Genomic DNA, 24,888 nt, shown 5'->3' with positions numbered 1-24,888 from the left:
AGACATGAGTCCGTCCTTGCGACCCTTCGCCCGCACCATTCCGCAAGCGTCCACACAAGCACAGGACGATCCGCCGACGCCCGGAGCGGTGATTGCCGGCGTGCTGCTCTTCCTTCGGCGCAATCCGCTGCGCATCGCGCTCGTTGCGCTTGCCGTCACCGCGCCACTGCTGGCGCTCGGCTATTTCCTGCGGCAATATTCGGCCACCGCCGTGATCATGGTCGACCCGCGCGCCGCGAAAATCACTCAGAATTCGGGCGTTCTCGCCAATATCGGTCAGGATTTCAACGCGATCGAGAGCATTGTCCAGATCGCGAAGTCCGACGGCTTCATGGGCGCAGTCGTCGACAAGCTCGAACTCACCCATGACAGCTATTTCGCCGGCAAGGGAACGACCGAGGAGGCGCTGCGCCAGTCGACGATCGAAAAGCTGGCCTCGAAACTCATCGTCAGCCGCCGCGGCACGACTTATGTCATCGACGTGACAGTCAGCTCGCCCTCGCCCGAAAAGAGCGCGAAGGTCGCCAACGCCGCCGCCCAGGTCATCGTCGACGATCAAGCCAGGCTCCGCATCGGCGCAAGCGAAATGACCGCGAAGGAGATCGAGGGGCGGCTGTCGCAGTTGCGGGACCGCGCCAATCGCGCGGAAGAGGCCGCCGCCGACCTCAAGGCGAAACTGAAGATCACGGACGCCGGACAGGGCAGCACGCTGCTCGAACGCCGCATCTACGAATTGAACCAGCAACTGGTGCTGGCCGGCGCGCGCACGGCCGAAGCCCGCGCACGCTATGAACTGCTGCGAAAGGCCGGCGCGAGCGCAGGCGACAATCTGCCTCAGACGGTGCAGTCTACGGTGCTCAGCGCCTTGCGCTCCGAATACGCGCGGCTGTCGCGGCAGGCCGCCGATCAGGCTACGGTGCTCGGGCCGCGCCATCCCGAAGTCGCGAGCCTTCAGGCGCAGATCGGCGACGTGCGCCGGCAGATCGGCGCCGAGATCGGCCGGATGATGGCCTCCGCGCGAACTGAATATCTGGAGGCGGAGCAGCGCGAAGCGACGCTTTCCAGCCAGCTCAGGAGCGCACAGGCGGAAAGCGGGCAACTCGGCCCTGAACTCGTCAAGCTCTCCGAGCTGGACCGCGAAGCGAAGGCCGAACGCGCAGTGTATGAGGAGCTCCTCAACCGCCAACGCCAGCTGGCGCAGGTGAAGGGGCTCGAGCCGAGCGACATCCGCATCGTCTCTCCGGCGCTGCCGCCGACCAAGACCACCCCGCCGATGATGGTTATCTTCGGCGGCGCGGCAGGAATCGGGCTCGTGACGGGCCTGCTCTACGCCTTCATCCGGGAATGGCGCCACAACACCCTCAAGACAGCCTCGCAGGCCAAGCGCCTCGGCGGCGTCGAGGTGCTCGGCTGCGCGCCACTGCTGCCGCCGGCCAAGGATGAAGAAAAAGGCTTCGTCCTCGACATCACCCCCTGGATTGCGGATCTCTGCGCCGAACTCGGCCCTGTCGCCGGCGGCGAGAACGGCGTCGTCATCATGATCGCCTCGGCGCGGCGCGGCGAAGGCCGCTCGACTGTGGCCGTGAACATGGCGGCCTTTCTCGCGCAAGGCGGCGACCGCGTTCTGCTGATCGAGGCGGATCGCCCCCCGAACGTCAAACGGCCGCGCTACGGCCTGCTCGACGTTCTCGACACGGGCGAGGACCTCAACCGGGCGCTGATCGAGCAGCCTGCCGATGGCTACACTTTGCTGCCTTACGGCGGCCGGACGATCGACCCGCAGACCTCCATCGGCGGGCTGATGAGCGGCATGACGCTGCGCGCGACGCTCAAGCTGGCGCGCAAATGGTTCGACGTCGTGATCATCGACGGGCCGCCGGCGCTCGAAGCCCCGCACGCCCGCTTCCTCGCGGCGCAGGCGGACCACACCGTCTTTCTGGTGGAGTGGGACAAGACCAGCTCCGCCGACGCAAATCTCGCGCTCGACCGGCTCGATCTGCGCGAGGCAACGGCCTTCTACAACAAGGCCGATGCGGCCCGCCTGCGCCTTTACGACCCGGAGCAGTCGCGGCAGATGACCAATCTCGGCGACGAGATGGCGCACGCGGCGTGAGCGGACGATAGCCACTAGCGGCGCCGCGAAAAAGCTACATAATCAGGCAGAATCATCGACCGCGCGTCGCGCCGTCCCCCCTTCCCTGCCCGAGGTCGATTTTGGCTGATTTTCCTTTCGCCTACCCTCTGACCCGCCGCCGCCTTATCCGCGCCGGCGCATTCGGCGCCGCGACGGCGCTGACGCCGGGCGCCTTCGCCAGACCGATCGCCAAGCCGCCGGGAAACGCCGGAGCAAAAGTAGAGAAAATCGCGGCGCCCGGAGAAATTGAAAGCCACGGACTTTCGACATTCGGCGATCTGGCAGAGCCCGCCGACTTCAAGCACTTTGGCTATGTGAACCCCAATGCGCCGAAGGGCGGCACGCTCGCGCTTTCGCCGGCCAGCCCGACCTACGACACATTCAACGCCTATGTGCTGCGCGGAAATCCCGCGACCGGCATGTCGCTCGTCTTCGACACGCTGATGAACCAGAGCCTGGACGAGCGCGACGCCTATTACGGGCTGGTGGCGAAAAAGGTTCGCATCTCGGCCGACAAGCTCACCTACACTTTCCTGCTGCGCAAGGAAGCGCGCTTCCACGACGGCTCGCCGCTCACGGCGCATGACGCCGCCTTCTCGCTCAACATCCTTAAAAGCAAGGGCCACCCGGTCATCAGCCAGATGCTGCGCGACGTGACGAGCGCAGAGGCCGAGGCGGACGACATTCTCGTCGTGAAATTCGCGCCGGGCCGCACGCGCGACCTGCCGCTCAATGTCGCCAACCAGCCCATCTTTTCGCGCGCCTATTACAAGGACCGCGACTTCGAGGCGACGACGCTGGAGCCGCCGCTCGGCTCCGGACCCTACAAGGTCGGCGATTTCGAACAGGGCCGCTTCATCGCCTATCACCGCAACAAGGATTATTGGGCGAAGGACCTGCCGATCGTAATCGGCCAAGGCAATTTCGACGTCGTCCGCTTCGAATATTTCGGCGACAGCCAGGTTGCTTTCGAGGCGTTCAAGGCCGGGGCGTTCACCGAGCGCGAGGAAAATATCGCCCGCGTCTGGGCCACCGGCTACGACTTCCCCGCCTTCAAGGACGGGCGCGTCAAACGCACGACCGTGCCCAACAACAACATTCCCAACATTCAGGGATGGATGTTCAACACGCGACGCAAGGTCTTCAGGGACCCGCGCGTGCGCGAGGCGATCGGCTACGCTTTCGACTACGAATGGACGAGCCGCAACCTGATGTATGACGCCTACAAGCGCATATCGTCCTATTTCGAGAATTCAGAGCTGGCGGCGAAGGGATTGCCGAGCGAAGAAGAGAAAGCGCTGCTGGAGCCCTATCGCGACCAGCTTCCGGCGGAGGTTTTCGGCGAGCCCTTCGTCTCGCCCGTGTCCGACGGCTCCGGGCAGGATCGCGCCCTGCTGAAAAAGGCGAATGATCTGTTCGTCGCCGCCGGCTGCACGCGCAAGGACGGCGTGCTGCTGCTTCCTGACGGAACGCCGCTGGAATTCGAGTTTCTCGACAATTCCAACGTCTTCGAGCGCCATACGCAGCCCTTCGTCAAGAATTTGAAGCTGCTCGGCGTCACCGCCCGCATCCGAATCGTCGACGCCGCCCAATACAAGAAACGGCTCGAGGACTTCGACTTCGACATCGTCCATGACGTCATGATGATGGGATGGAATCCGGGCGAGGAGCTCAACGCCTATTTCAGCTCCAAGACCGCCAATGTGAACGGGACGCGCAATCTCGCCGGCGTCTCCCATCCCGCAGTCGATGCGCTGGTGGACAAAGCGTTGCAGGCGGGAACGCGCGAGGAGCTCGTCACCTGCTGCCGGGCGCTCGATCGGGCGCTACGTTCGCAGCGCTACTGGATTCCGCATTGGTACAATCCGGTGCATCGCTTCGCCTATTGGGATCTCTTCGGCCAGCCCGAGCGACCGCCGAAATTCGACACCGGCGTGCTCTGGACATGGTGGTGGGACGAAGAGAAAGCCCGCAAGATCAACTTCACGGGACGCTGATTGATGGGCGCCTATATCGCACGCCGCGTGCTGCTGATGATCCCGACGATCCTCGGCATCATGCTCATCTCCTTCGCTATCGTGCAGTTCGCGCCGGGCGGCCCTGTCGAGCGCATCATCGCGCAACTTCAGGGATTCGACGTCGGCGCCACCGGCCGCTTCTCGGGCGGCGGCGGCGACGTGGGCCAGGGCGCCGCAAGCCAGGCTGGACCGATGATGGCGGAAACCGCCTCCAAATATCGCGGGGCGCAGGGGCTCGACCCCAAATTCATCGCGGAACTGGAAAAGCAGTTCGGTTTCGACAAGCCGGCCTGGGAGCGTTTCCTGCTGATGGTGAAGAATTACGCGATGTTCGATTTCGGCCGCAGCTATTTCCGCGACGAAAAGGTGATCAAATTGATCGGGGAGAAGCTTCCTGTCTCCATGTCGCTCGGCCTGTGGATGACGCTGCTCTCCTATTCGATCTCCATTCCGCTCGGCATCGCAAAGGCGGTGCGCGATGGCACGAAATTCGACATGTGGACGTCGAATCTCATCATCGTCGGCTACGCCATCCCAAGCTTCCTGTTTGCGATGCTGCTGATCGTGCTTTTCGCGGGCGGCTCCTTCTGGCAGATTTTCCCGCTGCGTGGGCTGACCTCCGACAATTTCGACCAGCTGTCTCTGATCGGGAAGATCGGCGACTATCTCTGGCACATCGCACTGCCCGTCAGCGCCATGACGCTCGGCGCCTTCGCGACGCAGACCTTCTTGACGAAAAACTCCTTCCTCGACGAGATCCGCAAGCAATATGTGCAGACGGCGCGGATGAAAGGGCTGACCGAAAACCGTGTGCTCTACGGCCACGTCTTTCGCAACGCCATGCTGATCGTCATCGCGGGCTTCCCCGGCGCCTTCGTGCATGCATTCCTCACCGGCTCGGTGTTGATCGAGACGATCTTCTCGCTCGACGGCCTCGGCTATCTTTCTTTCGAAAGCATCGTGAACCGCGACTATCCGGTGGTTTTCGCCAACCTCTATATCTTCGCGCTGCTGGGCCTCGTCGTGAATCTCATCTCCGATCTCACCTACACCTGGATCGATCCGCGCATCGATTTCGAGACGCGGGAGGTCTGACAGATGAGCGTCGCCACTGACATGCGCCTCGCCCCGCCCATCGCCCGCAGCGGCTGGCTTCGACTGACGCCGCTCGACCGCCGCCGGCTCGATAATTTCAAGGCAAACCGGCGCGGCTACTGGTCCTTCTGGATCTTCATGACGATGTTCCTCATGTCGATGGCGTCGAATTTCCTCGCCAACGACCGGCCCGTCCTCGCTTGGTACAAGGGCGAGTTGCTCTTTCCGGCCTTCGTCACCTATCCGGAAGAGAAATTCGGCGGCTTCCTCGCGCGCACCGATTATCGCGATCCCGTCATCGCCAATGAGATCAAGGCCCACGGCTGGATGCTCTGGCCGCCGATCCGCTATTCTTACGACACGCATAACCTCGAACTGCCGACCCCGGCGCCGTCGCCCCCGACGTGGATGCTGACGCAGAAGCAATGCGAAATCGCCGCCGCCAAGGGACTGCGGCCCGGCGAGCCGAACCGTGGTTGCGCGGCGCTCGAATACAACTGGCTCGGCACCGACGATCAGGGTCGCGACGTCGTCGCGCGGCTCCTTTACGGCTTCCGTATCTCGGTGCTCTTCGGCCTGATCCTTGCGACGATCTCCTCCATCGTCGGCGTCGCCGCCGGGGCCATACAGGGCTATTTCGGCGGGCGCGTGGATCTCGTCTTCCAGCGCTTCATCGAAGTGTGGTCGTCGCTGCCGCAGCTTTATCTGCTTATCATCATCTCGTCGTTCCTCACGCCGGGCTTTTTCGTGCTGCTCGGCATATTGCTGCTTTTCTCCTGGGTGTCGCTCGTGCATGTCGTGCGAGCAGAATTCCTGCGCGCCCGCAATTTCGAATATGTGAACGCCGCGCGGGCGCTGGGGCTGTCCAATTTCCGCATCATCTGGCGGCATCTGCTGCCCAACGCCACGGTGGCGACGCTGACCTTCCTGCCCTTCATCCTCAATTCGTCGATCACGACGCTCACCGCGCTCGACTTCCTGGGGTTCGGCCTGCCGCCGGGGTCGCCGTCGCTCGGCGAGTTGCTGTTGCAGGGCAAATCCAATCTCCAGGCGCCGTGGCTCGGCCTCACCGGCTTCGCCATCATCGCGCTGATGCTGTCGCTGCTCGTCTTCATCGGCGAAGCCGTGCGCGACGCCTTCGATCCGAGAAAGACGTTCAGGTAATGGACGCAAAGACCACCCCTCTCCTCGATGTCCGCAATCTTTCCGTCTCCTTCCTGCACGGAAGTCGCGAGACGATCGCCGTCGACAATGTCTCTTTCTCGCTCGAGCGCGGCAAGACGCTGGCGCTCGTGGGCGAGTCCGGCTCCGGCAAATCGATCAGCGCGCTGTCGATCGTGCGATTGCTGCCGCCGGGCGCGATCCCTGCGGGGGAAGCATTTTTCGACGGCGAGAACATGCTGACGATCCCCGATGCCCGCCTGCGGGCCATTCGCGGCGCGCGCATCACCATGGTCTTTCAGGAGCCGATGACTTCCCTCAATCCGCTGCACACGATCGAGCAGCAGATTGCCGAGATCCTCGAGCTTCACGGCATGCGCGGTCGCGACGCCATGCGCGCGCGCGTCATCGAACTGCTGATGGAAGTCGGCATCCCCAATCCGGAAGCGCGGCTCGGAGCCTATCCGCATCAGCTTTCCGGCGGCCAGCGTCAGCGCGTGATGATCGCCATGGCGCTCGCCAACAAGCCGGATCTTCTCATTGCCGACGAGCCGACGACAGCGCTCGACGTCACCGTGCAGGCGCAGATCCTCGCCCTGCTCGAGCGTCTTCAGCAGACTTATGGCATGGCGATGCTGTTCATCACCCATGATCTTGGGCTCGTGCGGCGCTTCGCCGACACGGTCTGCGTCATGCAGAAGGGCCGCATCGTCGAGCAAGGCGACGTCGCGACGGTCTTCTCCGCTCCGAGCCATCCCTATACGCAGGCGCTGCTGACGGCCGAGCCGAAAGGCGATCCGATCATCGAAAACGCGCAGGCGCCAGTTGTCGTCTCCGCCGACAACCTTCGCGTCTGGTTCCCGATCAAGCGCGGCTTCATGCGGCGCACCGTCGATCACGTGAAGGCGGTCGACGGCGTGACTGTGGCGGTGCGCGAAGGCGCGACGGTCGGCGTCGTCGGCGAGTCCGGCTCGGGCAAGACGACTCTCGCGCTCGCACTGCTGCGGCTCATTCGCTCGGAAGGGCCGATCGTGTTTCTCGGCCAGCGCATCGATGGCGACAGCGTCGCCGAAATGCGCCCCCTCCGGCGCGACATGCAGATCGTGTTTCAGGATCCTTACGGTTCGCTGTCGCCGCGCATGTCGGTGGCGGAGATCGTCGCCGAGGGTCTCACCGTCCAGCGGCCCGAACTCACGCTCGACCAGAGACGCGAGATCGTCGCGCGCGCGCTCAAGGAGACCGGCCTCGATCCCGCGACGATGGATCGCTATCCTCACGAATTTTCGGGCGGCCAGCGACAACGCATCGCCATCGCGCGTGCGATGGTGCTGGAGCCGAAATTCGTCGTGCTCGACGAGCCGACGTCGGCGCTCGACATGTCCGTTCAGGCGCAGATAATCGACCTGCTGCGCGACCTGCAACGACGACGTTCGCTCGCCTATCTTTTCATCAGCCACGACCTGCGTGTTGTGAAAGCGCTCGCCGCCCATCTCATCGTCATGCGGCATGGAAAGGTTGTCGAGGAGGGTCCGGCGGCGCAGGTGTTTGCGCAGCCCCAGAAGGAATACACGCGCGCATTGTTTGCGGCGGCGTTCCGTAATCAGGCCGAGGCGCTCGATGACAATTCCGTAAGTAACAATAAAAATTAGTGTTCTGGTAATCTTGCCTGACCGCGCCCTTCCTGCGAAGTTCAAGCTCAACGGCAGGTTGATTCGCCAGAGCGCGCAGAGGGTATAAATGAGCAATTCCGCCCAGGAAGCGGCTGACATCATCAGAGCCCGCAGCGACCTGGGGCCAATAGAAAACGCCGTTATCCTGGGGCGCACGTTCTTCGGTCTCGCCGACCTTGCCGAGCGCGTTGTCGCGATTCCCTATGCGGAACTCCCCGGTTTCCCGCAGGCGCCGGGCGTGGACGACGGGGAACTCCTCGTCTGCACGATCGACGGCGCGCCGACGATGGTGCTGAAGGGCCGATCAACCTTCTACGAGACGGGCGATCCGAGCCTGATGTCGACGCCGATCGAAACGCTCTCGCTTCTCGGCGTGCGCAGCCTTCTATCCACGGCGCTGGCCTTGTCCGTCCAGGCCGATCTCGTTCCCAGCAGTGTGGTCGCAATCACCGACCATATCAATTTCACCGGCCTCAATCCGCTCATCGGCGCCGCCGCCGACGGCAAGGCGATGATCAACATGAACGAGGCCTACGACAAGCGGCTGCTTCGCCGGGTCAAGACCTCCGCGGCGACCGCCGGCGTCGCCGTGCATGAAGGCGTCTTCATGTGGTTTTCGGGCCCGAGTTTCGAGACGCCCGCCGAAACCAAGGTTGCGCGCCAGCTCGGCGCCGATCTCTTCGGGTGGACGCTCGTGCCCGAGGCCATTCTTGCCCGTCGCTTCGGCATTCCATTCGCCGGCGTCGCAGTCGTCACCGATTTCGGCGCCGGATTCTCGAACGGCAATCCGACGTCCGATCTCACGCGCGGCCCGGCGGTGGCGGGCGTCGTCGCCACCAAGCGCCTCTTGCGCGCTTTCGTGAAGGGGCGCTGACGCCGGCGCGATCAGCCGCCGCGCGCGGGATCGCGAAACACGACGATTGTCGACTGCATCGTTTGCACCGGCGCGTCGTCCTGATTGAATGTCGTCGTCAGGAAAGTGACGAAACCGCGATCGGGCCGGGACCGCGGCGCAACCATCTTCGTGATTTCGCTTTCGATCCGCAGGCGATCGCCCGGCCGCACCGGCTGTTTCCACGACACATGCACGTCGGCGCCGACAACGCCGCCAGCAAAAGGCGCTTCTGCCGACTCGAGTATCAGACGCACAGTGAGCGCTGCGGTCTGCCAGCCGCTGGCGACGAGTTCCCCGAACACGCTGTCCCTCGCCGCTTCTTCGTCGACATGGAAGAACTGAGGATCATTGTCGCGCGCGAAGCGGATGATTTCTTCCGCGGTCATCTCCACGGATGCGGAGTGAAAGCGTTGTCCGACGGACAGATCTTCGAAATAGATGAATTTCGTCATCGTCGCCTGGTTCAAAGCGCGAGCCTCCGCATGCTCGTCACCTCTCCGGCCCCAGCCTTCACATTGCGTTCGCGCACGAGCTCCAGCGGTTCGCTCGACACCAGCATATGCGCGCCATTGGCGTGCAGCAGCGTCGTCGCATCGCGCATGACGCCGACGTGACCCTTCCAGAAAACGAGATCGCCGCGGCGCAGTTCGGCGCCGGGGCCGAGCAGCGAGCCGAGTTGCGCTTCCTGCATGTCGCTGTCGCGCGGCGCCTCGACGCCAGTGGCGAGCAACGCAACCTGCACCAGCCCTGAACAGTCTATGCCAAGCGACGACTTGCCGCCCCAGAGATAGGGCGCGCCGATCAACGTCTCCGCAACCGCGACAAAATCATTTGCGGGCGCGTCGAGCGGCGCCAGATGCGAGCGCCAGATAAAGCCAAGGTCACGGGTGACGTAAAAAGACTCATGCTCCTTGAGAATCGCGATCTCGGCGCCGAGCGGCAACGCCATCAGCGGCGGCAGCTTTATGCTCGCGCGCGGATAAACGAAGGTGCGTGGCACGCAGACGCGATGCGTGGGCGTGCTGACTTCGCTCCATAGAGTATTCGCGGCGATCCAGCCGACATAGCCGTCGCGCGAAAGCTGGGCCCAGGCCCAGCCCTCCAGTTCGTCATAAACCGTCACGCGTTCGCCGAAGAGAACCTGCGTGTCGATGGACGCGTCGGGGCGTGGCTCGCGCCGCATATCGACGACGCAATCCTTCACTTCCATCACGACGCCCTCGACGTAGCGATCCGCGTCGACGCGCCCCTTGAGATGGGCCGCCGCGAGGTCGCTGCGCGCGGGCGTCAGCCGGCGGTCGAATGTCTCGCTCATCGTGTCGCCTTTCCCTGTCCCGCACGCGCTTCGATCAATTCGTAAATCAGCCGCGCCGCCTGCACTTCGCCGCCTTCGGGTCGCCCCGGCTTTGTCGAGGGATTCCAGCAGTAGACGTCGAAATGCGCCCAGCGCGCGGGATCGGTCACGAAACGGCGCAGGAACAGCGCAGCGACGATGGAGCCCGAGAAGCCGCCGCTCGTCACGCTGACAAGATCGGAGATCTTGCCATCTAGCCCGCTGTCGTAATTATCCCAGAGCGGCAGACGCCACACGGGATCGTTCACGCGAAAGCCATGCGCCGCTATCTCCGAAGCGAGCGCATCGTCGCCCGTGTAGAAAGGCGGCAACTCCGGTCCGAGCGCCACGCGCGCGGCGCCGGTCAGCGTCGCGAAGTCGAAGAGCAGGTCGGGAGCGTCCTCCTCGCAGGCGTAGGCCAGCGCATCCGCGAGGATCAGCCTTCCTTCCGCGTCGGTGTTTCCGATTTCGACCGTCAACCCCTTGCGGCTGCGATAGACGTCGCTGGTCCGGAAGGCGTTCGCGGAAATCGAATTCTCGACGATCGGCAACAGCACGCGAAGCCGCACCGGAGCGCCGCCCTCCATCAGCATCGACGCCAGCGCCAGCGTCGTCGCGGCGCCGCCCATGTCCTTCTTCATCAGCAGCATCGCGCTCGATGGCTTGATGTCGAGTCCGCCGCTGTCGAAGCAAACGCCCTTGCCGACGAGCGTCACCTTCAAACCGTCCTCCGGCCCATGGGTAAATTCGACGAGGCGCGGCGCCTGGGCGGCCGCGCGGCCGACGGCGTGGATCAGTGGGAAATTTTCGGCCAGCAGCGCGTCGCCGACAATCACCCGGCTTTGCGCGCCGTGCTTCGCCGCAAGGCCCAGCGCCGCCTCGGCCAGCGCTTCCGGTCCCATGTCGTTCGCCGGCGTATTGACCAGATCGCGGCCAAAGGCGACGGCCTGCGCGATGCGTTCGACGCGGGCGCGGTCAATTCCCTCCGGCGCGCAGAGGCGCGGCTTCTCGCTCTTGGGCGCGACATAGCGCGAGAAGGAATAGCTCGCGAGCAGGAAAGCCAGCGCCGCGCCCTGCGGGTCGGCGACGCCCTCCCCCAGCCGGTAGAGCCCGCGCGGCAGAAGGGTCGCGAGCTTTCCGGGGAGAAAAGGATCCCGTTTCTTCGCGTCCTTCTCCTCGACGCCGAAGAACACGCGCGGCGCAACGCCCTCGCCCATCGGCGCGACGAGCAGGCTTCCGGGCTTCGCCTCGAAGCCGCTTGCCGCAGAGTAGGCTGCGACCGCAGGCGGCAGTTTTTCGAGGAGTTGCGGCCAGCTCTTTTTGTCCACGAAATCAACGGCGATGGCGTCGGGTGACCAGTCTTCCAGCTTCATTGTCATCTTCTATCCGTTCAAGCCTAACTGCTCACGTTAAGCTTGCATTAGGGTTAACGCTTTATTGCTCGTCTAGCAGTCCATTCACACAAACGGAAAAGATTCGCCGTGATAAAGGCGCGACTCACCTCCCGGCAATCGATCAATCTCTGCGCCGTCGCCCTGGCGGCGCTCGTCGGCCTCTCCGGCTGCTCGAAAACGCTCAACGACGTCACGGGCTCGATTGGCCGGTCCTCCACCCCCGCCCTGCCGAAAGACGAGGGCGCGCTCCGTCAGTTCGCCGAGGAATGGGGCCGTCGCTACGACGCCAACCCCAAGGACAAGGCGACCGCGATGACCTATGCGCGGGCGCTGCATGCGCTGGACCAGAACGCGCAGGCGGTCGCGGTGCTTCAGGGCCTCGCCATCCAGAATCCGGAGGACATGAAGGTGCTCGGCGCCTATGGCAAGGCGCTTGCCGACGCCGGCCAGCTCAAGCAGGCGGCGGATGTTCTGCAGAAGGCGCACACGCCGGAGCGGCCCGACTGGTCGGTCCTCTCGACGCAGGGCTCCATCGCAGACCAGCTCGGCGACCATGAAGGCGCCCGGGGCTACTACGAAACCGCGCTGAAGATACGGCCCAATGAGCCGTCTGTCCTCTCCAATCTTGGCCTGTCCTACGCGCTTGCGCGTAACCTGCCGCGCGCCGAGGAAGTCCTGCGCGCCGCCGCCGCCCAGCCGGGAGCGGACATGCGCGTGCGACAGAATCTGGCGCTGGTGCTGGCGTTGCAAGGCAAGTTCGATCAGGCGGAGGAATGGTCGCGGCGCGATCTCTCGCCGATCGACGCGGCGCAGAACGTCGCCTCGATTCGTCAGATGATTTCGCAATCCAACACCTGGCGCGACATTCAGACCGGCGGCCAGTCGCAACGCCGCGCGTCGGCGCGTCAGACGGAAGCCTCCGCGGCGCAATAGGCCGCGGAGTTCAGGACTCTCGGATCAGCGAAACCCCGGGGGGCCTCCGGGCCCGCCCATGCCGCGCGGTCCCGCCCCGCCTCCACCCGGTCCGGGCTGGGGCGGCGGCGGACGCATCATCGGCGCGACCGCAGGCGGCGGCGGACGCATCATGCCCGCGGGTGGACCCCGATCAATCGGGGCCGGCGCACGCATCTGCGGCGGGGTTTCTCGCATGCGGGGCTGCATGGGCGGCGGCGCCTCCCGCATGCGCGGCTGCATAAGCGGCGCTTCACGCGGCGGCGCCAGCCTGTCGACAGGCTCGCGCATGCGCTGCATCGACCTTTGCGGGGCCCCGACAGATCCGCCGTCCATTCCCCGAGGCCCGTTCGGGCGTTCGACGGGAGCGCCCCTGTTCGGCCTCGGCGCGACCTTCGGCCCGGCTGGCGGCTTCGGCGCGACATCGGGCGCCCCGCCCATGTCCGGCGCCGGAACGCCTCGTCCGCCGCGGCCGGGCCGACCGAGCGCGGGCGGCGCCTTGTCCATGGGCGCGCCGGTCGGCGGCGCGAGCGGTTTTGCGCCGTCCGGCGCGGGTTTCGTCAGCCCGCGATCCTTCGGCCCAGCTTCGCCGTTCGGCGAAGCGCCCGCCCCGCCCGCAGGCGTCGCGGGCTTGCCGAAAGGCGGCGGCGCGAGAGGCTTTGCCCCCGCCGGCGCCGGCTTCGGCGCCGCATGATCCTTTGGCCCAGCATCGCCGATGGGGGGCGTGGCTGTTCCATCGGGCGGCGTCGCGGGCTTTCCGATCGGCGCATGCGGCTTTAGCACGTCGGGCGCGGGCTTCGGCAGCGCATGGTCCCCGGACCCGGGTTCGCCTTTCGGCGGAATGATCGCCCCGGCCGGCGGCGTCCCCGGGGCGGGGGCGCCCGGCTTTATTGCGCCCGGAAGCGGGGCGCCGGGCGTTCCGGGCGTTGGCGCGACGGCCGCTCCGCCCGGAAGTGGGGCTCCCGGCTTGCCGAGAGGCCCGCCGATCGGCGTCGCTCCGACCGGCTGTTGCGCGCCCGGGATTCCCGGTCGCGTCACGCCGCCGACAGGAGCGACGACGCCGGCGGGACCGACACCGGGCGCGACCGCTCCAGGAACAGGTGGAACCGCCGGAGTTCGCTTCGCAATGAAATGCGGCAGCGCCGCCCCCACCCCCACGGCGGCCGCGCCGGCGCCGGCGGCGGTCAGGGCGCCGGTGGAAATCACATGCCCCTGCGGATTCTTCACCACGACGTTGTTCGCGCCGGGATCGACCAAAACCTCATTGTGAAGATTGCGATAGATGAAATCATTCGGCGGCGGGGCGATGTAGGGCGGCGGACGCTGCCAGACCGGAACCGGCACATAGACCGGCGTCGGAAGCACATAGGGTTGCGCGATAATGACCGGCGGCGGCAGGACGACGAAGTTCGGCGGCGGCGGCGGCAGCAGGTAAACCGGCGGCGGAGGCGGAGGCGCGAAATCCCACTCGGGATCGTCGAAATAGACGACCGGCCTCTCGACATAGACGATCTCCTCCACCGGCGGCGGCGCATAGTCATATTCGATCGGTTCAAAAGACGGCGGCGGCTCCGGCGCCTGCGAGATTTCCGCCAGACGACGGCGCGCATCCCACACATGCGGCCCCTTCGGATAACGCCGCAGATAGGACCAGTATGCGTTGGGCGTGTCGACAACGCGCGTGCGCCGCCAGGTCAGCGCCTCGCGCCGCGTCGCGGCCATGGCCCGCGCGCGTCTGGCTTGCGGCGCCGAAGGATAGGTCGCGACATAGTCCTGGTAGCCTTGCAGCGTGTCGCGCTGGACAGCCGCCGAGAACCCAGCCTCCGGGCCGAGCGCGCTGAGCGGCTTGTTCATGTCCTGACCATCGACGTCCTTGAGCGGCGGCGCATCGGCCTCGCGCTGGAAGAAGACGAAATCCGTTTCGATCTTCGAGGAGTTCCAGGGGATCTCCGCGCCCTTCGTGACGTCGGAGACGCGCAGACGCACCTTGTCGAAGACATCCATCAGCGGCCGGCCGCCGTCGCGGATCATTTCGGCGAGCGCGTGGGCGTAGGCGCCGTAATCGCCCTTGTCCTCGGGCGCGACCGTGCCCGGCGCGGCGTTGAAGGCGAGCAAGGCCCTCGCCCCCGGCTCGTAAAGCGCGAGGCCGCCGGCTATCGGCTGGCCCGCCATCTTGAAGGGGTTGGGGCGGGCCGCGTCCAGCACGACGATGCTGAGCTTTGCCCCGGACGCCGCGAGCGGCTTCAGATAATCGGAAACGCGCAACGCGCGCATGGGAATATCGCTGTCGCGCGTAATCGCCGCGTCGATCGGAACCAGGTAGTTCTCTCCCTCCAATTGCAGCCCGTAACCCGAGAAGTAGATGAAGGCGACCGCGTCGGGGCCAGCTCCGGCGGCCTTGTCGAGGAAGTCGCGGAACGCCTGTTTCAGCGCTGTTTCCTCGAGGTCACGCGCGCCGGTGACGTCGAAACCAGCGGCCTGAAGCGTCTGCGCAACCAGGCCGGCGTCATTGGCCGCCGTCGAAAGCGGCTTCGACGGATAAGCGGCCTCGCCGACTACGAGCGCGAGCCGCTTCTCCTCCGCGTGCGCCTGTCCGGCCGCGAGCGCGAGCACGGCCGCGAATGCGAGCGCCAAAAACCGAAAGAACCTCATTCCTACTCTCCTGCCGGCGCATAAATCGGCGCGGCTTCGACATATTCACGCGACTTTGCGGCTGAACCGGGCATGAACCACCCGCCTCTGACCGGGCGTCCATCCATTCGGCGCGATCACGCCAATTCTTTGCACATATTGTGGATTTTTTAGGCGATCGGCGCCTGTTGCGCGGCCATCCGCGGGATGACGCCCTGAGCGAAGCCTTTCCGTACGCCAAATGCGCGGATCTGGCACGGCGATTGCTGTCGAAATCGCCATCCTGCCGTTATCGAGAGCATCGACGCCCACATGAAGATCATCACGGCCATCATCAAACCCTTCAAGCTCGATGAAGTGCGCGAGGCGCTTACGGAACTCGGCGTGCATGGCATGACCGCGACCGAGGTGAAGGGCTATGGGCGCCAGAAGGGCCACGCCGAGATCTATCGCGGCGCCGAATACATCGTCTCCTTCCTGCCGAAGGTGAAGATCGAGATCGCCATCGGCGACGAGCTTGTCGATCGGGCGATCGAGGCGATCAAGACGGCCGCACACACCGGCCACATCGGCGACGGCAAGATCTTCGTCACGCCGCTCGAGCGCGCCCTGCGCATCCGCACCGGCGAAACCGATTCCGACGCACTCTGATCAATCGAGAGCCCACGCCATGAAACTCTTCCCGGCGCTCGGTGCGCTGTGCCTGCTCGCCACGCCCGCCCTCGCCGATGACGCGGCGAAAATCGACGGCGCCGACACGGCCTTCATGATCATCGCCACGGCGCTCGTGCTGATGATGACGCTGCCCGGCCTCGCGCTTTTTTATAGCGGCATGGTGCGCAAGAAGAACGTGCTCGCCACCATGGCGCAGAGCCTAATCGCGACGGCGATCGTCTCGCTGCTGTGGATCGGCGTCGCTTACAGCCTGACCTTCTCCGGCGACGGAGCCTATATCGGCGACACGGCGCGGGTCATGCTCTCCGGGATCGGCATGGACACGGTGAGCCCGCTCGCCAAGACCATCCCCGAGATCCTCTTCATGGCCTATCAGATGACCTTCGCGGTCATCACCTGCGCGCTGGTCGGCGGTTCGGTCGCCGAGCGCATGAAGTTTTCCGCCTTCATGATCTTCTGCGTGCTATGGCTCTTCATCGTCTATGTGCCTTCGGCGCATTGGGTGTGGGGCGGCGGCTTCCTGCAGAAGATGGGCCTGCTCGATTTCGCCGGCGGCACGGTCGTGCATATCAACGCCGGCGTCGCGGGCCTCGTCTGCGCATTGGTGCTGGGCAATCGCGTAGGATTCGGGCGGGAGAATCTCTCGCCCTTCGATCTGTCGCTGGCGGTCGTCGGCACGGGACTGCTCTGGGTCGGCTGGTTCGGCTTCAACGGCGGCTCCGCGCTCGGCGCCAATTCCCGCGCCGTCTTCGCCATCGTAGCGACGCATCTTGCCGCCTGCGCCGGCGCGCTGGTGTGGAGCGCGCTGGAATGGATCGAGCGCGGCAAGCCGTCGGTGCTCGGCGTCGTCTCCGGCGCCGTCGCAGGTCTCGGAACCATCACGCCGGCCTCGGGCTACGTCCTGCCCTGGCATGGCGCCGTTATCGGGCTTATCGCCGGCGGCGTCTGCTACTGGTTCTGCACCGTGGCGAAGCACCGGCTCCGCTATGACGATACGCTCGACGTATTTGGCGTGCATGGCGTCGGCGGTATCATGGGCACGCTGCTTGCCGGCGTCTTTGCGACGCGCGCGATCACGGCGTCGGAGTCCGATCCCGGCGTCGCCGGTCTGCTCCAAGGCGACTTCCATCAGCTCGTCGTGCAGGCGATCGGGGTCGGCGTCACGATCGTCTGGTGCGTCATCGGCACCTGGATCACACTGAAGCTCGTCTCGATGGTCACGACCCTGCGCGTCAACAGCGACGACGAGCGCGAAGGGCTCGACATCGCCCTGCACGGCGAAGCGCTGCATCAATGATCGATCTATAACCGCCGCTCTCTCTCCCGCTCGGGAGGCGGGAGCGGGCCGCGGGCGTCGAGTCTTTTGCGCTCGGCCCCGCCTGCCGCGTCAGGACATGCCAGACCGCCTGGAATTTCAGGGAACCATGGATGCGTCGCTCGCCCCTCGCCAGACAATTGACGCGATGGAATGGCGGCGGCTCAGCATGCTCAAACTAAACCTGCACAATACTGACAAGCAACAGCAAGACTATTGAAATTCGGCCGGGTTGCGACAGGTTGACGGAAAGCTTGTCGTTTGTCGCCCCCTGTCGAGGATTGGCGCCATGCGTAGCGTTAGGGTCGCCACGCGTTTGGGAGTCATTGCCGCTGTCGCGCTGGCCGCGCCCGCACATTCGCACGCCCAGGACTTTTTTGAAGAGTTATTTGGCGGCTTTGCGCCGCAGCCGCATCGCTCGGAAGGCGCGGCAATGCACAGAAGTGAAAGATGGCGCCCGACCGCGAGACCTTCTGCGCCCCGCCGACATATTACCGATCGATCACCGAAACACGCCGCCCGACCTAACTTCGACCGAAACCGTAACGCTGGAGCGGACAGTGAGGCGGTCGCCGGCGCTTCCTCGGGCGGCGGATATTGCGTGCGCATGTGCGACGGATATTTCTTTCCCCTCATCAAATCCGAATTGGCGACGAAACTGGAGTCCTGCGAATACGCCTGCCCATCGGCCAAAGTGGACATATATGAAGGAGCGACGATCGAAACGGCGCGGAATTTCAAGGGTCAGTCATATGCTTCGATTCCGACGGCGTTCAAATTTCGGGAAATGACGACCAGCGGATGCTCCTGCAATAGGCCCGAGCAATCGCAAGCGGTTTTCCTGCATATGCTGCGCTCGGACCCGACGCTCCGCAAAGGCGACATCGCCTTCGAAGAGGATGGCGTTTATGTCTACGACGGATCCAGGTTGAACCACGCCGGGAACTTGAGCAGGCTCCCGCGCGGATTGCGCGAAAAACTCAAGGCGCTACTCCCCGTCTCACGCTTGCGTCTCCACTCCGGAACGCCCGCGGCGTCGCCCTCCGGCTCCATCGCCGGGATCGCACGGCAGGAGCAGCAGAGCCGACCGCGGCCGTCGCTGGCTGGCGGGACGACGCCAATGAACGTCCACCCTGGCGACAATCCAGAGGCAAATGCCTCCCTGCCGACGCCCGCGTTGCTGATCGTCCTCGCTTTCGCCGTCGCCGCAGTCGGCGCAACAAAACTCGATATGGCGTCCAGCCGCAGCGCGGCTGAAAAGCGACCCGGTTCAAGAGCCGGGCCGGTCTACGGCGGAAGCCGGCGAAACGCCGCCGAAAAATGAGGTATCAAATTACCATATAAACGAATCTGCGAAGATTTATGGCTTTCCGCGCCGATCACTGCCACATTTGCCTTGACCGCCGGCCACAACTCCCCTATCCAGCGGCCATCCGAACATATCGTTCAGACGGAATTTCCATCCCATGTACGGCAAAACCTATTCGGCGAAACCCGCCGACATCGAAAAGAAGTGGGTGCTGATCGACGCCTCCGGGCTCGTCGTCGGCCGCCTCGCCTCGATCATCGCCCTCCGCCTGCGCGGCAAGCACAAGGCGAGCTTCACGCCCCATATGGACGACGGCGACAACATCATCGTCATCAACGCCGACAAGGTGGTGCTGACGGGCCGCAAGCGCGACCAGAAGGTGTATCACCATCACACCGGCTTCCCCGGCGGCATCAAGGAGCGTTCGGCCAAGTTCATCCTCGAAGGCCGCTTCCCGGAGCGCGTGCTCGAAAAGGCCGTGCAGCGCATGCTGCCGCGCGGCCCGCTCGGCCGCAAGCAGCTCGGCAATCTGCGTGTCTACAAGGGCGCCGAGCATCCGCATGAGGCGCAGAACCCGCAGGCGCTCAACGTCGCCGCCCTGAACGCCAAGAACGCCCGGAGCGCCTGATCATGGCCGAGACCACCCTTTCCTCGCTGTCCGACCTCAACCAGGCGGCCGTCGCCGCGGCGTCCGAGGCGCCGAAATACGAGCAGAAACTCGACAAGCAGGGTCGCGCCTACGCCACCGGCAAGCGCAAGAACGCCGTCGCCCGCGTGTGGGTCAAGCCGGGCTCCGGCAAGATCACCGTCAACGGCCGAGACGTCGCCGTCTATTTCGCGCGTCCCGTGCTGCGCATGATCCTGCAGCAGCCGCTCGTCGTCGCGAAGCGGACCGGCCAATACGACCTCGTCGTCTCCGTCGCCGGCGGCGGCCTTTCAGGCCAGGCGGGCGCCGTGCGCCACGGCCTCGCCAAGGCGCTGACGCACTACGAGCCGGAGCTGCGCTCCCCGCTCAAGAAGGAAGGCTTCCTCACCCGCGACTCGCGCGTGGTCGAGCGCAAGAAATACGGCAAGCGCAAAGCCCGCCGTAGCTTCCAGTTCTCGAAGCGCTAACGGTCAGGACACTGTTTTTCAGCGTTCCGCTTACCGTCATAAATCATCAAAGCCGAGCAACCGCTCGGCTTTTTTTTGTGGCGCAGGCGTCTCGCATGATGAATGCGGGGCAAAATTTCGATTGAGAATCTTCATGACAAATGCGCGCGTTGTTTCGCGACAATTCCCAACGATCGATGCAATGCATGAGCGATCAGCCGGAGACCAGAGCTACCGAGGCGAATGAAGCGGTCTTGACCATAGCGTCCACAACAAAATCGACTAAAATCATTGGCATATTCCATACTCCGGACCCGCGCCATGAAATCGACTTCGCGCATTACTGTCGCATTGCTATTTTTGGTTCCCGCGACAGCGTCAGCCGCCTGTACTCCCTCCCCGCCCCCGTTGTCGTGGACCACCGCCACCGAACCGACGCCCGCGTCGGTTCCGATCGACCCCAAGACGATTGGACCGCTTGTTGTCGTCATGTTCCGTCACGCCGAAAAGCCGATCAGGGATGACGGCGTGATGATCGAAGACGGTAATCTTGGCAGCGAGGCGGCCGGCCGGCTGTCACGCCTGCCGGATGCCCTATTGAATCGGTTTGGCTGCCCCGATTTGTTGATAGCCGCCAATCCCGCGGTGAAAATGATCAACAAGGCGACGGGACAATATTTCAATTATGTGAGGCCGCTGGCGACGATCGCTCCTCTTTCCGCCAGGATCAATTTCCCGGTCTGGACGCCGTATGGATACAATCAAAACGAGTCCCTGGCCCACGATCTACTCGGTGACAGAGCCTTCGCGCCTGACGTCAACGGCAAGGCGAAGACTGTCTTCATCGCGTGGGAACGCAACAACATACGGAAGTTGTACGAGCAGCTCGTCAGGCTTGGAAATCTGAGGGAATTGGCGGGAAACGCACTGGCGGTCGAGGGCGAGGAATATAAATGTGAATTACCGAGTAAATGGCTTCAGTGCGATTTCGACTCCATTTGGCTCGTTCACGTGAGGAACGGCGCCATCTGTCTTACTCACCGCAGTGAAAACCTTGATGACATGAACTTCCAGAGCCGCTGCAAAGGCGCCGAGAGCGTCACCGACGCTCCGTGAAATCGGCAAGCCGACCGCTTCCATGAGCGCATGGAGTTTTCTATCCTGTCACCACGATGGCGACAGCGGACAGGACGAACAGGGGACATGGCTATGACGAAACAGCTTGCAAACATTCTCTATTGGGTTGGCATTCTGATTTCATTGCCGTTTGTTTTGCTTATCGGAGCCTCGATCTTCAAGATCGTTTCGGAGGGTTTGGAGCCAAAATATGTCAACTCGACCTTTCTCGGAATCTTTGGCGCCGCATTTTCCTATTCTGTCGGTTTTTTGCTTCGACACATTCTGACCCAGGATGATGAGTGAATTCCAACGAAGCGAACCGCTCAGCCGATAGTTCTGTCGTGATGGCTTCATTCGAGAGACGCGCTCGCCAACCGTCGATCACGGCTTCGGAAAGCTCGGCAGGATCGAGCTTTCGGCGCCTTCTTTCCGGCGCTTGAAAATCGGCTTCGGCGATAGTGGAACCTTATGTATATTCGGGCGGCGCATTAATGTCGGCCGCTAGATGCTTCACAAAATGCGGGGCGGCGCGCGGGAGAGGAGCCGATGCCTATTTTGACAACTGCGAACGACCATACCCAAAACGAGAGGAAATATCACGCGATACGAAACGAAGGGAGCGCAGGTCTGAAGACGCTCATCGACAGCGTTCTGCACGACATGAGCGTGATCGACTCGAAAAGCGCCGACTTACTGCAATTCATATCCGTAATGCTGGCCGCTTTGACTTTCTCTCTTGGCCTGATCGATGAAGGCACGCCATATGGCCATTACATCAAGGTCGCGATCTTCGCATTTATGGCTGCATTCGCGTCAGCAGCATGGATCGACCTGCGCTGTCTGAACATGATGGGACCGGACGCCGAGATCGGCGCCAAAACGATCGCCGAATTTGAGAACGATCTGCTGATGGAAATTTCCAAAAGGCGAAATACGTACCTTTTGTCGCTCCACATCACGAAGGTCGCCTTCTCCCTCCTGTTGCCTCTTGTCATGATCTGGATTTTTCTCGTCGACAAATCATTCCATTGATCGCCTCGACGATTGCGGGCGTTACACTGACGCGACGAAGTGTTCGGGCATCGACATCGTGCGGAGCGCGATGAGCGCTTATCGATACAGCCGCTCTTTCGAGCCTGCAGACAGTCCCGGGACTGTCCGCAGGGCTCGATTTTTCCTGACATTACTGACGCTGCAGGCAGACCGCTCGAGATCGCTAGCAAGATTACAGAACGCCAACTCCACACGCGCCTCTACTTTCGGCACACCTTTCCGTAATTCTTCTGAATGATCGCCAAATCGGCCGGATTGGTCAGCCCGTCCTCGTTGAAGTCGTACCAACTCGATTTCCCGCGAGACAGATGCACCATGACGCCGTAGTCATGGACATCCTGCAGGTTCACGACGCCATCGATATTGCCGTCGCCGGGGCACGACGGCTGTGATCCGAGCAGGGCGTCCAGCTCCTTCGACAAGGCGTCATGGTTGCGCTGCTGAACGGGCGTATAGGGCGTGGGGATCAACCTGTCTTCCCGGTCCAGCAACGGCACTGGCTCCGCCTCATTCACGACGTAGAGCTCGTCGGTAGTCGTGTCGACGCATGAATTGCTGGCCGAGCTGTAATCCTTCAGGCTGTTGCGCACGAGCTTGTAGCCAATGCGATTCCGGATGGCCATGCCCGTTTCCGGATTAATCTTGGTCGGCGTGTAACCGTTGTCATGCAGCCAGATCTGGACCTGGCAACAGTAGGTAAAGCCGTTCGATGGGATCGGCGTGCCGCCCGACACGGGATAAGTCCCGGTCGCGCCCTGCCCGAACCAGACGCCGCCATTATCCTCGCAGACGCTCTTGGTCACAGGAATTTGCGAGCAACTGCTTGCAAACTGACAGGGGCCGTTCATTGCGCCATTGGCTTGTATGTTCGGGCCGACGAGCGTGAAATTGGAGGTGCGGATGGGCGCCTGGGCGGGGTTGCGGAGATAGGGCAGCATGGGCCGGGAATCGAGCGTGCGCGGCACGGCCTTGCGCACATCTATTCCGGCGATTTCGCCGAACAGCTGATACAGATCGGCAATATTGACCATTGCTGTCACAGCGCGACCCGGCTGGCTCACGAGCGGGCCAGCGACGACCAGCTGCGTCCACACGCCGGTCTGATAGGGCGTGCCTTTCGCGCGGCTTCCGTCGAAGGGCAGTCGCACCTGAGAGCCGAGGGAGCCATTGTCGTTGACGTAGACGACCACCGTGTCCGTTGCTTCGGGCTCGTAAATCAGCGAGCCGCTCGGGCTCCTGCGCGCAAGTCGTGTTTCCACAAGAAGCCGGCCGATATCAGCGTCCATTTCCTCGATCATCTGATTGGCGATGATGATCTGGCTTGCGGGGTTGTCGGGGTCGAGCCCGTTGGTGTCGACCGAATTCGCGGGCAGACGGGGCACAGGGGGCGCTTGCATCGGCGTGTGGACAGTAGCGGTCGAGACCGTTGCCATCCATGGCCCACCGGCAGCCTGCTGCTGCTTGATCCAGCGGATAGCCGCGTCGGTCGCTTCGACATTGCGATAGGTTCGCGCCCGCTTGTCCGTGATCAGAGGCTGCTCGACGCTCACGCCGCGATTGATCACGAGCGGAGAAACATAATGAGCGCTCAATATGCCGAAGTTGATTTTCGGCGGCGTTTGCGGCTGGCAGGACCGCCCGGGCGTGAAAATGCCGCCGCCGTCCCGACAGACGCGGCCCGGCGGATTCTTCGAGGCATATGGCGCGCTCAGAAGCTGGCAGCTTCCGTCGCCCGCATAGCAGGCGCCGCGATCGGCGCCGCCGTCCCTCGAACCGGGCACATAGCCCCATGGATATTGGTCCTGAGCGCCCACGCCGCCGGCGGTCGTATCGATCGACGACGGATCGCCGGTTTCGTCCAGCCATCCCGAAAAGTAATCCCAACCAAGCGCGCCCGGCATGGCAAGTTTGAAGGGATTGTTGCCCTGAAGCCCGATATGGAACTTCCCGAACAGCCCGCTCGTATAGCCGCCTTTCTTCATCAGCTTCGGAAGCGTCATCTCCCATGGAGAGATCATGGAATTGGCGAGATCGGAGGGGCCGAGCGCGGCGTTTAAATTGGTGCGGAAGGGATAGCGCCCGGTGTACAGCACGCCGCGGGCCGTCGAGCAGGCGGGCATCGTCCATGCGTTTCTGAACCGCAGGCCCGAGTTGGCGATTGCATCAATACTCGGAGTGGGTGGCGCAGTGCGGCCGCCGTAACCGAAAGTGCGAATCTGATCTATGCCAGCGTCATCCGTGAGGATGAGAAGTATGTTTGGCCGGCGCGACTGCGCAGGAGCTGCTGCGCATGTTGAGGCGAGCGCAAGCGCAGCGACGCCGATCGGTATGGAGGTGACTTTCCAGCGACGCATATCCCATCTCATGATCTCACCTCTTCCACGCATGGCCTGACGCCTCGGCATCATATGCGACTGGCGACATTCTGCATCTCGCAAACGTCAACGCCGACGATCGGTAATTTATCTTGTTCAGTATTTCTGAACCTTGCGGATTACGCCGGCCCAATATTCGCCCACACCGCCTGTATCACTTTGTCGACGGCCTCACGCAAACCATCTTTACTTATTGTAATGCTCAGCTCTGCTAACATAATTGCGCAGTAAATATACGATATTGATCTTTTTCAAGATCGCTTCCGCACGAATCCAAACCCGCTAAACATTTTCATTTCATCCAGTCAACAATTACATTCTTGATGGCGCCATTAGTTATGCATTCCAGGAGCCTGCAGGCGCCGAATGTGACGATACAAACATTGCCAACGGCGCGTGCGCCTCCATCCACCCAGTCGTAAAACTTCGTCGTTGAGGCGTCCTGCGCGGAGGTTCTTGGATTCGGAGCAGCGCCCGCTTCGCGCCGCGCCGGTTCATGCGGGCCGCCAAAGCGCCGGGCCAGGATCATCGACGGCCTCTCTTCGAAGTTCCCCACCGAACCCCGCCTGACGATCTCATGACATCGATCGCGATCACGAGACATCGGCCGGCTCCGGCCAAATCGGCCGTCCAGCAAGATTGCTCGGCGTCATCGCGCTTTATGATAA

The 24,888-nt window shown here is 63.3% G+C and carries 20 protein-coding genes; 15 read left to right on the top strand and 5 right to left on the bottom strand.

What is annotated here, in order from left to right; all coding sequences use genetic code 11:
- Positions 1-4: 4 nt before the first annotated feature.
- The 6 genes from LG047_RS19140 to LG047_RS19115 all read left to right on the top strand — a co-directional run bounded on the left by LG047_RS19140 (position 5) and on the right by LG047_RS19115 (position 8,952).
- A complete protein-coding gene (locus LG047_RS19140; RefSeq protein ID WP_227968317.1) occupies positions 5-2,113 on the top strand; it encodes an exopolysaccharide transport family protein in 2,109 nt (702 codons plus the stop codon).
- 101 nt (positions 2,114-2,214) lie between these two features.
- A complete protein-coding gene (locus LG047_RS19135) occupies positions 2,215-4,131 on the top strand; it encodes an extracellular solute-binding protein (protein ID WP_227968316.1) in 1,917 nt (638 codons plus the stop codon).
- A 3-nt stretch (positions 4,132-4,134) separates the two neighbouring features.
- Entirely contained in the window at positions 4,135-5,247 is a 1,113-nt protein-coding gene (locus LG047_RS19130; protein ID WP_036281013.1) for a microcin C ABC transporter permease YejB, read from the top strand.
- A 3-nt stretch (positions 5,248-5,250) separates the two neighbouring features.
- Positions 5,251-6,411, top strand: coding sequence for an ABC transporter permease (locus tag LG047_RS19125; RefSeq protein WP_036281011.1), 1,161 nt, complete (start codon positions 5,251-5,253; stop codon positions 6,409-6,411).
- Positions 6,411-8,057 carry an ABC transporter ATP-binding protein gene (locus tag LG047_RS19120; protein WP_227968313.1) on the top strand — a complete coding sequence of 549 codons (1,647 nt, stop codon included), beginning with the start codon at positions 6,411-6,413 and terminating at the stop codon, positions 8,055-8,057. Before LG047_RS19125 ends, LG047_RS19120 begins: the two co-directional genes overlap by 1 nt.
- A gap of 88 nt (positions 8,058-8,145) precedes the next feature.
- Positions 8,146-8,952: a phosphorylase gene (locus tag LG047_RS19115; RefSeq protein ID WP_227968311.1), complete on the top strand. Its 807-nt coding sequence runs from the start codon at positions 8,146-8,148 to the stop codon at positions 8,950-8,952.
- Between the two features lie 11 nt (positions 8,953-8,963).
- On the opposite strand, the gene LG047_RS19110 is transcribed toward LG047_RS19115, so the two are convergent.
- The 3 genes from LG047_RS19110 to LG047_RS19100 are packed head-to-tail and all read right to left on the bottom strand — an operon-like array spanning position 8,964 to position 11,679.
- Positions 8,964-9,425, bottom strand: a complete 462-nt coding sequence (locus LG047_RS19110) for a MaoC family dehydratase (RefSeq protein ID WP_227968308.1) — start codon at positions 9,423-9,425, stop codon at positions 8,964-8,966.
- A gap of 11 nt (positions 9,426-9,436) precedes the next feature.
- Positions 9,437-10,288 (bottom strand): C40 family peptidase, encoded by an 852-nt coding sequence (locus LG047_RS19105; RefSeq protein WP_227968306.1) that lies wholly within the window; start codon positions 10,286-10,288, stop codon positions 9,437-9,439.
- Positions 10,285-11,679, bottom strand: a complete 1,395-nt coding sequence (locus LG047_RS19100; RefSeq protein WP_227968304.1) for a M17 family metallopeptidase — start codon at positions 11,677-11,679, stop codon at positions 10,285-10,287. Before LG047_RS19100 ends, LG047_RS19105 begins: the two co-directional genes overlap by 4 nt.
- Positions 11,680-11,787: 108 nt before the next feature.
- Here LG047_RS19100 and LG047_RS19095 point away from each other — a divergent pair, with 108 nt between their 5' ends.
- Complete coding sequence (locus LG047_RS19095; protein WP_227968303.1) at positions 11,788-12,633, top strand: tetratricopeptide repeat protein; 846 nt, start codon at positions 11,788-11,790, stop codon at positions 12,631-12,633.
- 24 nt (positions 12,634-12,657) lie between these two features.
- Here LG047_RS19095 and LG047_RS19090 read toward each other — a convergent pair whose 3' ends face one another.
- On the bottom strand, positions 12,658-15,303 hold the full coding sequence (locus tag LG047_RS19090; RefSeq protein ID WP_227968302.1) for a caspase domain-containing protein: 2,646 nt from the start codon (positions 15,301-15,303) through the stop codon (positions 12,658-12,660).
- Between the two features lie 291 nt (positions 15,304-15,594).
- Here LG047_RS19090 and LG047_RS19085 point away from each other — a divergent pair, with 291 nt between their 5' ends.
- From LG047_RS19085 to LG047_RS19050, 8 genes are all read left to right on the top strand, one after another.
- The gene (locus tag LG047_RS19085; RefSeq protein ID WP_036280999.1) at positions 15,595-15,933 is read left to right on the top strand and encodes a P-II family nitrogen regulator; all 339 of its coding nucleotides are present in this window, start codon (positions 15,595-15,597) and stop codon (positions 15,931-15,933) included.
- A 19-nt stretch (positions 15,934-15,952) separates the two neighbouring features.
- The gene (locus tag LG047_RS19080; protein WP_084678883.1) at positions 15,953-17,254 is read left to right on the top strand and encodes an ammonium transporter; all 1,302 of its coding nucleotides are present in this window, start codon (positions 15,953-15,955) and stop codon (positions 17,252-17,254) included.
- 625 nt (positions 17,255-17,879) lie between these two features.
- Positions 17,880-18,596 carry a DUF2865 domain-containing protein gene (locus LG047_RS19075; RefSeq protein WP_255679627.1) on the top strand — a complete coding sequence of 239 codons (717 nt, stop codon included), beginning with the start codon at positions 17,880-17,882 and terminating at the stop codon, positions 18,594-18,596.
- A 142-nt stretch (positions 18,597-18,738) separates the two neighbouring features.
- A complete protein-coding gene (rplM, locus tag LG047_RS19070) occupies positions 18,739-19,209 on the top strand; it encodes a 50S ribosomal protein L13 (RefSeq protein WP_227968301.1) in 471 nt (156 codons plus the stop codon).
- Between the two features lie 2 nt (positions 19,210-19,211).
- Entirely contained in the window at positions 19,212-19,694 is a 483-nt protein-coding gene (gene rpsI / locus LG047_RS19065) for a 30S ribosomal protein S9 (RefSeq protein WP_036280995.1), read from the top strand.
- A gap of 300 nt (positions 19,695-19,994) precedes the next feature.
- Positions 19,995-20,789, top strand: a complete 795-nt coding sequence (locus tag LG047_RS19060) for a hypothetical protein (protein ID WP_227968300.1) — start codon at positions 19,995-19,997, stop codon at positions 20,787-20,789.
- A gap of 93 nt (positions 20,790-20,882) precedes the next feature.
- Complete coding sequence (locus LG047_RS19055) at positions 20,883-21,095, top strand: hypothetical protein (protein ID WP_144259462.1); 213 nt, start codon at positions 20,883-20,885, stop codon at positions 21,093-21,095.
- A 357-nt stretch (positions 21,096-21,452) separates the two neighbouring features.
- A complete protein-coding gene (locus tag LG047_RS19050; RefSeq protein WP_227968298.1) occupies positions 21,453-21,824 on the top strand; it encodes a hypothetical protein in 372 nt (123 codons plus the stop codon).
- A 221-nt stretch (positions 21,825-22,045) separates the two neighbouring features.
- Here the strand turns inward: LG047_RS19050 and LG047_RS19045 are convergent, their stop codons facing one another.
- Positions 22,046-24,199 carry a sulfatase-like hydrolase/transferase gene (locus LG047_RS19045; protein ID WP_227968296.1) on the bottom strand — a complete coding sequence of 718 codons (2,154 nt, stop codon included), beginning with the start codon at positions 24,197-24,199 and terminating at the stop codon, positions 22,046-22,048.
- Between the last annotated feature and the right edge of the window lie 689 nt (positions 24,200-24,888).

It is taken from the genome of Methylocystis sp. WRRC1 (genome assembly GCF_020733155.1).
Taxonomy (GTDB): Bacteria; Pseudomonadota; Alphaproteobacteria; order Rhizobiales; family Beijerinckiaceae; genus Methylocystis.
This window is presented reverse-complemented; position numbering and strand designations above follow the sequence as displayed.

Excerpts from the sequence above, each read along its gene's own strand:
- LG047_RS19140 (WP_227968317.1), top strand. The coding sequence starts at position 5 with ATGAGTCCGTCCTTGCGACCCTTCGCCCGCACCATTCCGCAAGCGTCC.
- LG047_RS19130 (WP_036281013.1), top strand. The coding sequence starts at position 4,135 with ATGGGCGCCTATATCGCACGCCGCGTGCTGCTGATGATCCCGACGATC.
- LG047_RS19125 (WP_036281011.1), top strand. The coding sequence starts at position 5,251 with ATGAGCGTCGCCACTGACATGCGCCTCGCCCCGCCCATCGCCCGCAGC.
- LG047_RS19120 (WP_227968313.1), top strand. The coding sequence starts at position 6,411 with ATGGACGCAAAGACCACCCCTCTCCTCGATGTCCGCAATCTTTCCGTC.
- LG047_RS19115 (WP_227968311.1), top strand. The coding sequence starts at position 8,146 with ATGAGCAATTCCGCCCAGGAAGCGGCTGACATCATCAGAGCCCGCAGC.
- LG047_RS19110 (WP_227968308.1), bottom strand. The coding sequence starts at position 9,425 with ATGACGAAATTCATCTATTTCGAAGATCTGTCCGTCGGACAACGCTTT.
- LG047_RS19105 (WP_227968306.1), bottom strand. The coding sequence starts at position 10,288 with ATGAGCGAGACATTCGACCGCCGGCTGACGCCCGCGCGCAGCGACCTC.
- LG047_RS19100 (WP_227968304.1), bottom strand. The coding sequence starts at position 11,679 with ATGAAGCTGGAAGACTGGTCACCCGACGCCATCGCCGTTGATTTCGTG.
- LG047_RS19090 (WP_227968302.1), bottom strand. The coding sequence starts at position 15,303 with ATGAGGTTCTTTCGGTTTTTGGCGCTCGCATTCGCGGCCGTGCTCGCG.
- LG047_RS19085 (WP_036280999.1), top strand. The coding sequence starts at position 15,595 with ATGAAGATCATCACGGCCATCATCAAACCCTTCAAGCTCGATGAAGTG.
- LG047_RS19080 (WP_084678883.1), top strand. The coding sequence starts at position 15,953 with ATGAAACTCTTCCCGGCGCTCGGTGCGCTGTGCCTGCTCGCCACGCCC.
- LG047_RS19075 (WP_255679627.1), top strand. The coding sequence starts at position 17,880 with ATGTGCGACGGATATTTCTTTCCCCTCATCAAATCCGAATTGGCGACG.
- rplM (WP_227968301.1), top strand. The coding sequence starts at position 18,739 with ATGTACGGCAAAACCTATTCGGCGAAACCCGCCGACATCGAAAAGAAG.
- rpsI (WP_036280995.1), top strand. The coding sequence starts at position 19,212 with ATGGCCGAGACCACCCTTTCCTCGCTGTCCGACCTCAACCAGGCGGCC.
- LG047_RS19060 (WP_227968300.1), top strand. The coding sequence starts at position 19,995 with ATGAAATCGACTTCGCGCATTACTGTCGCATTGCTATTTTTGGTTCCC.
- LG047_RS19055 (WP_144259462.1), top strand. The coding sequence starts at position 20,883 with ATGACGAAACAGCTTGCAAACATTCTCTATTGGGTTGGCATTCTGATT.
- LG047_RS19050 (WP_227968298.1), top strand. The coding sequence starts at position 21,453 with ATGAGCGTGATCGACTCGAAAAGCGCCGACTTACTGCAATTCATATCC.
- LG047_RS19045 (WP_227968296.1), bottom strand. The coding sequence starts at position 24,199 with ATGCGTCGCTGGAAAGTCACCTCCATACCGATCGGCGTCGCTGCGCTT.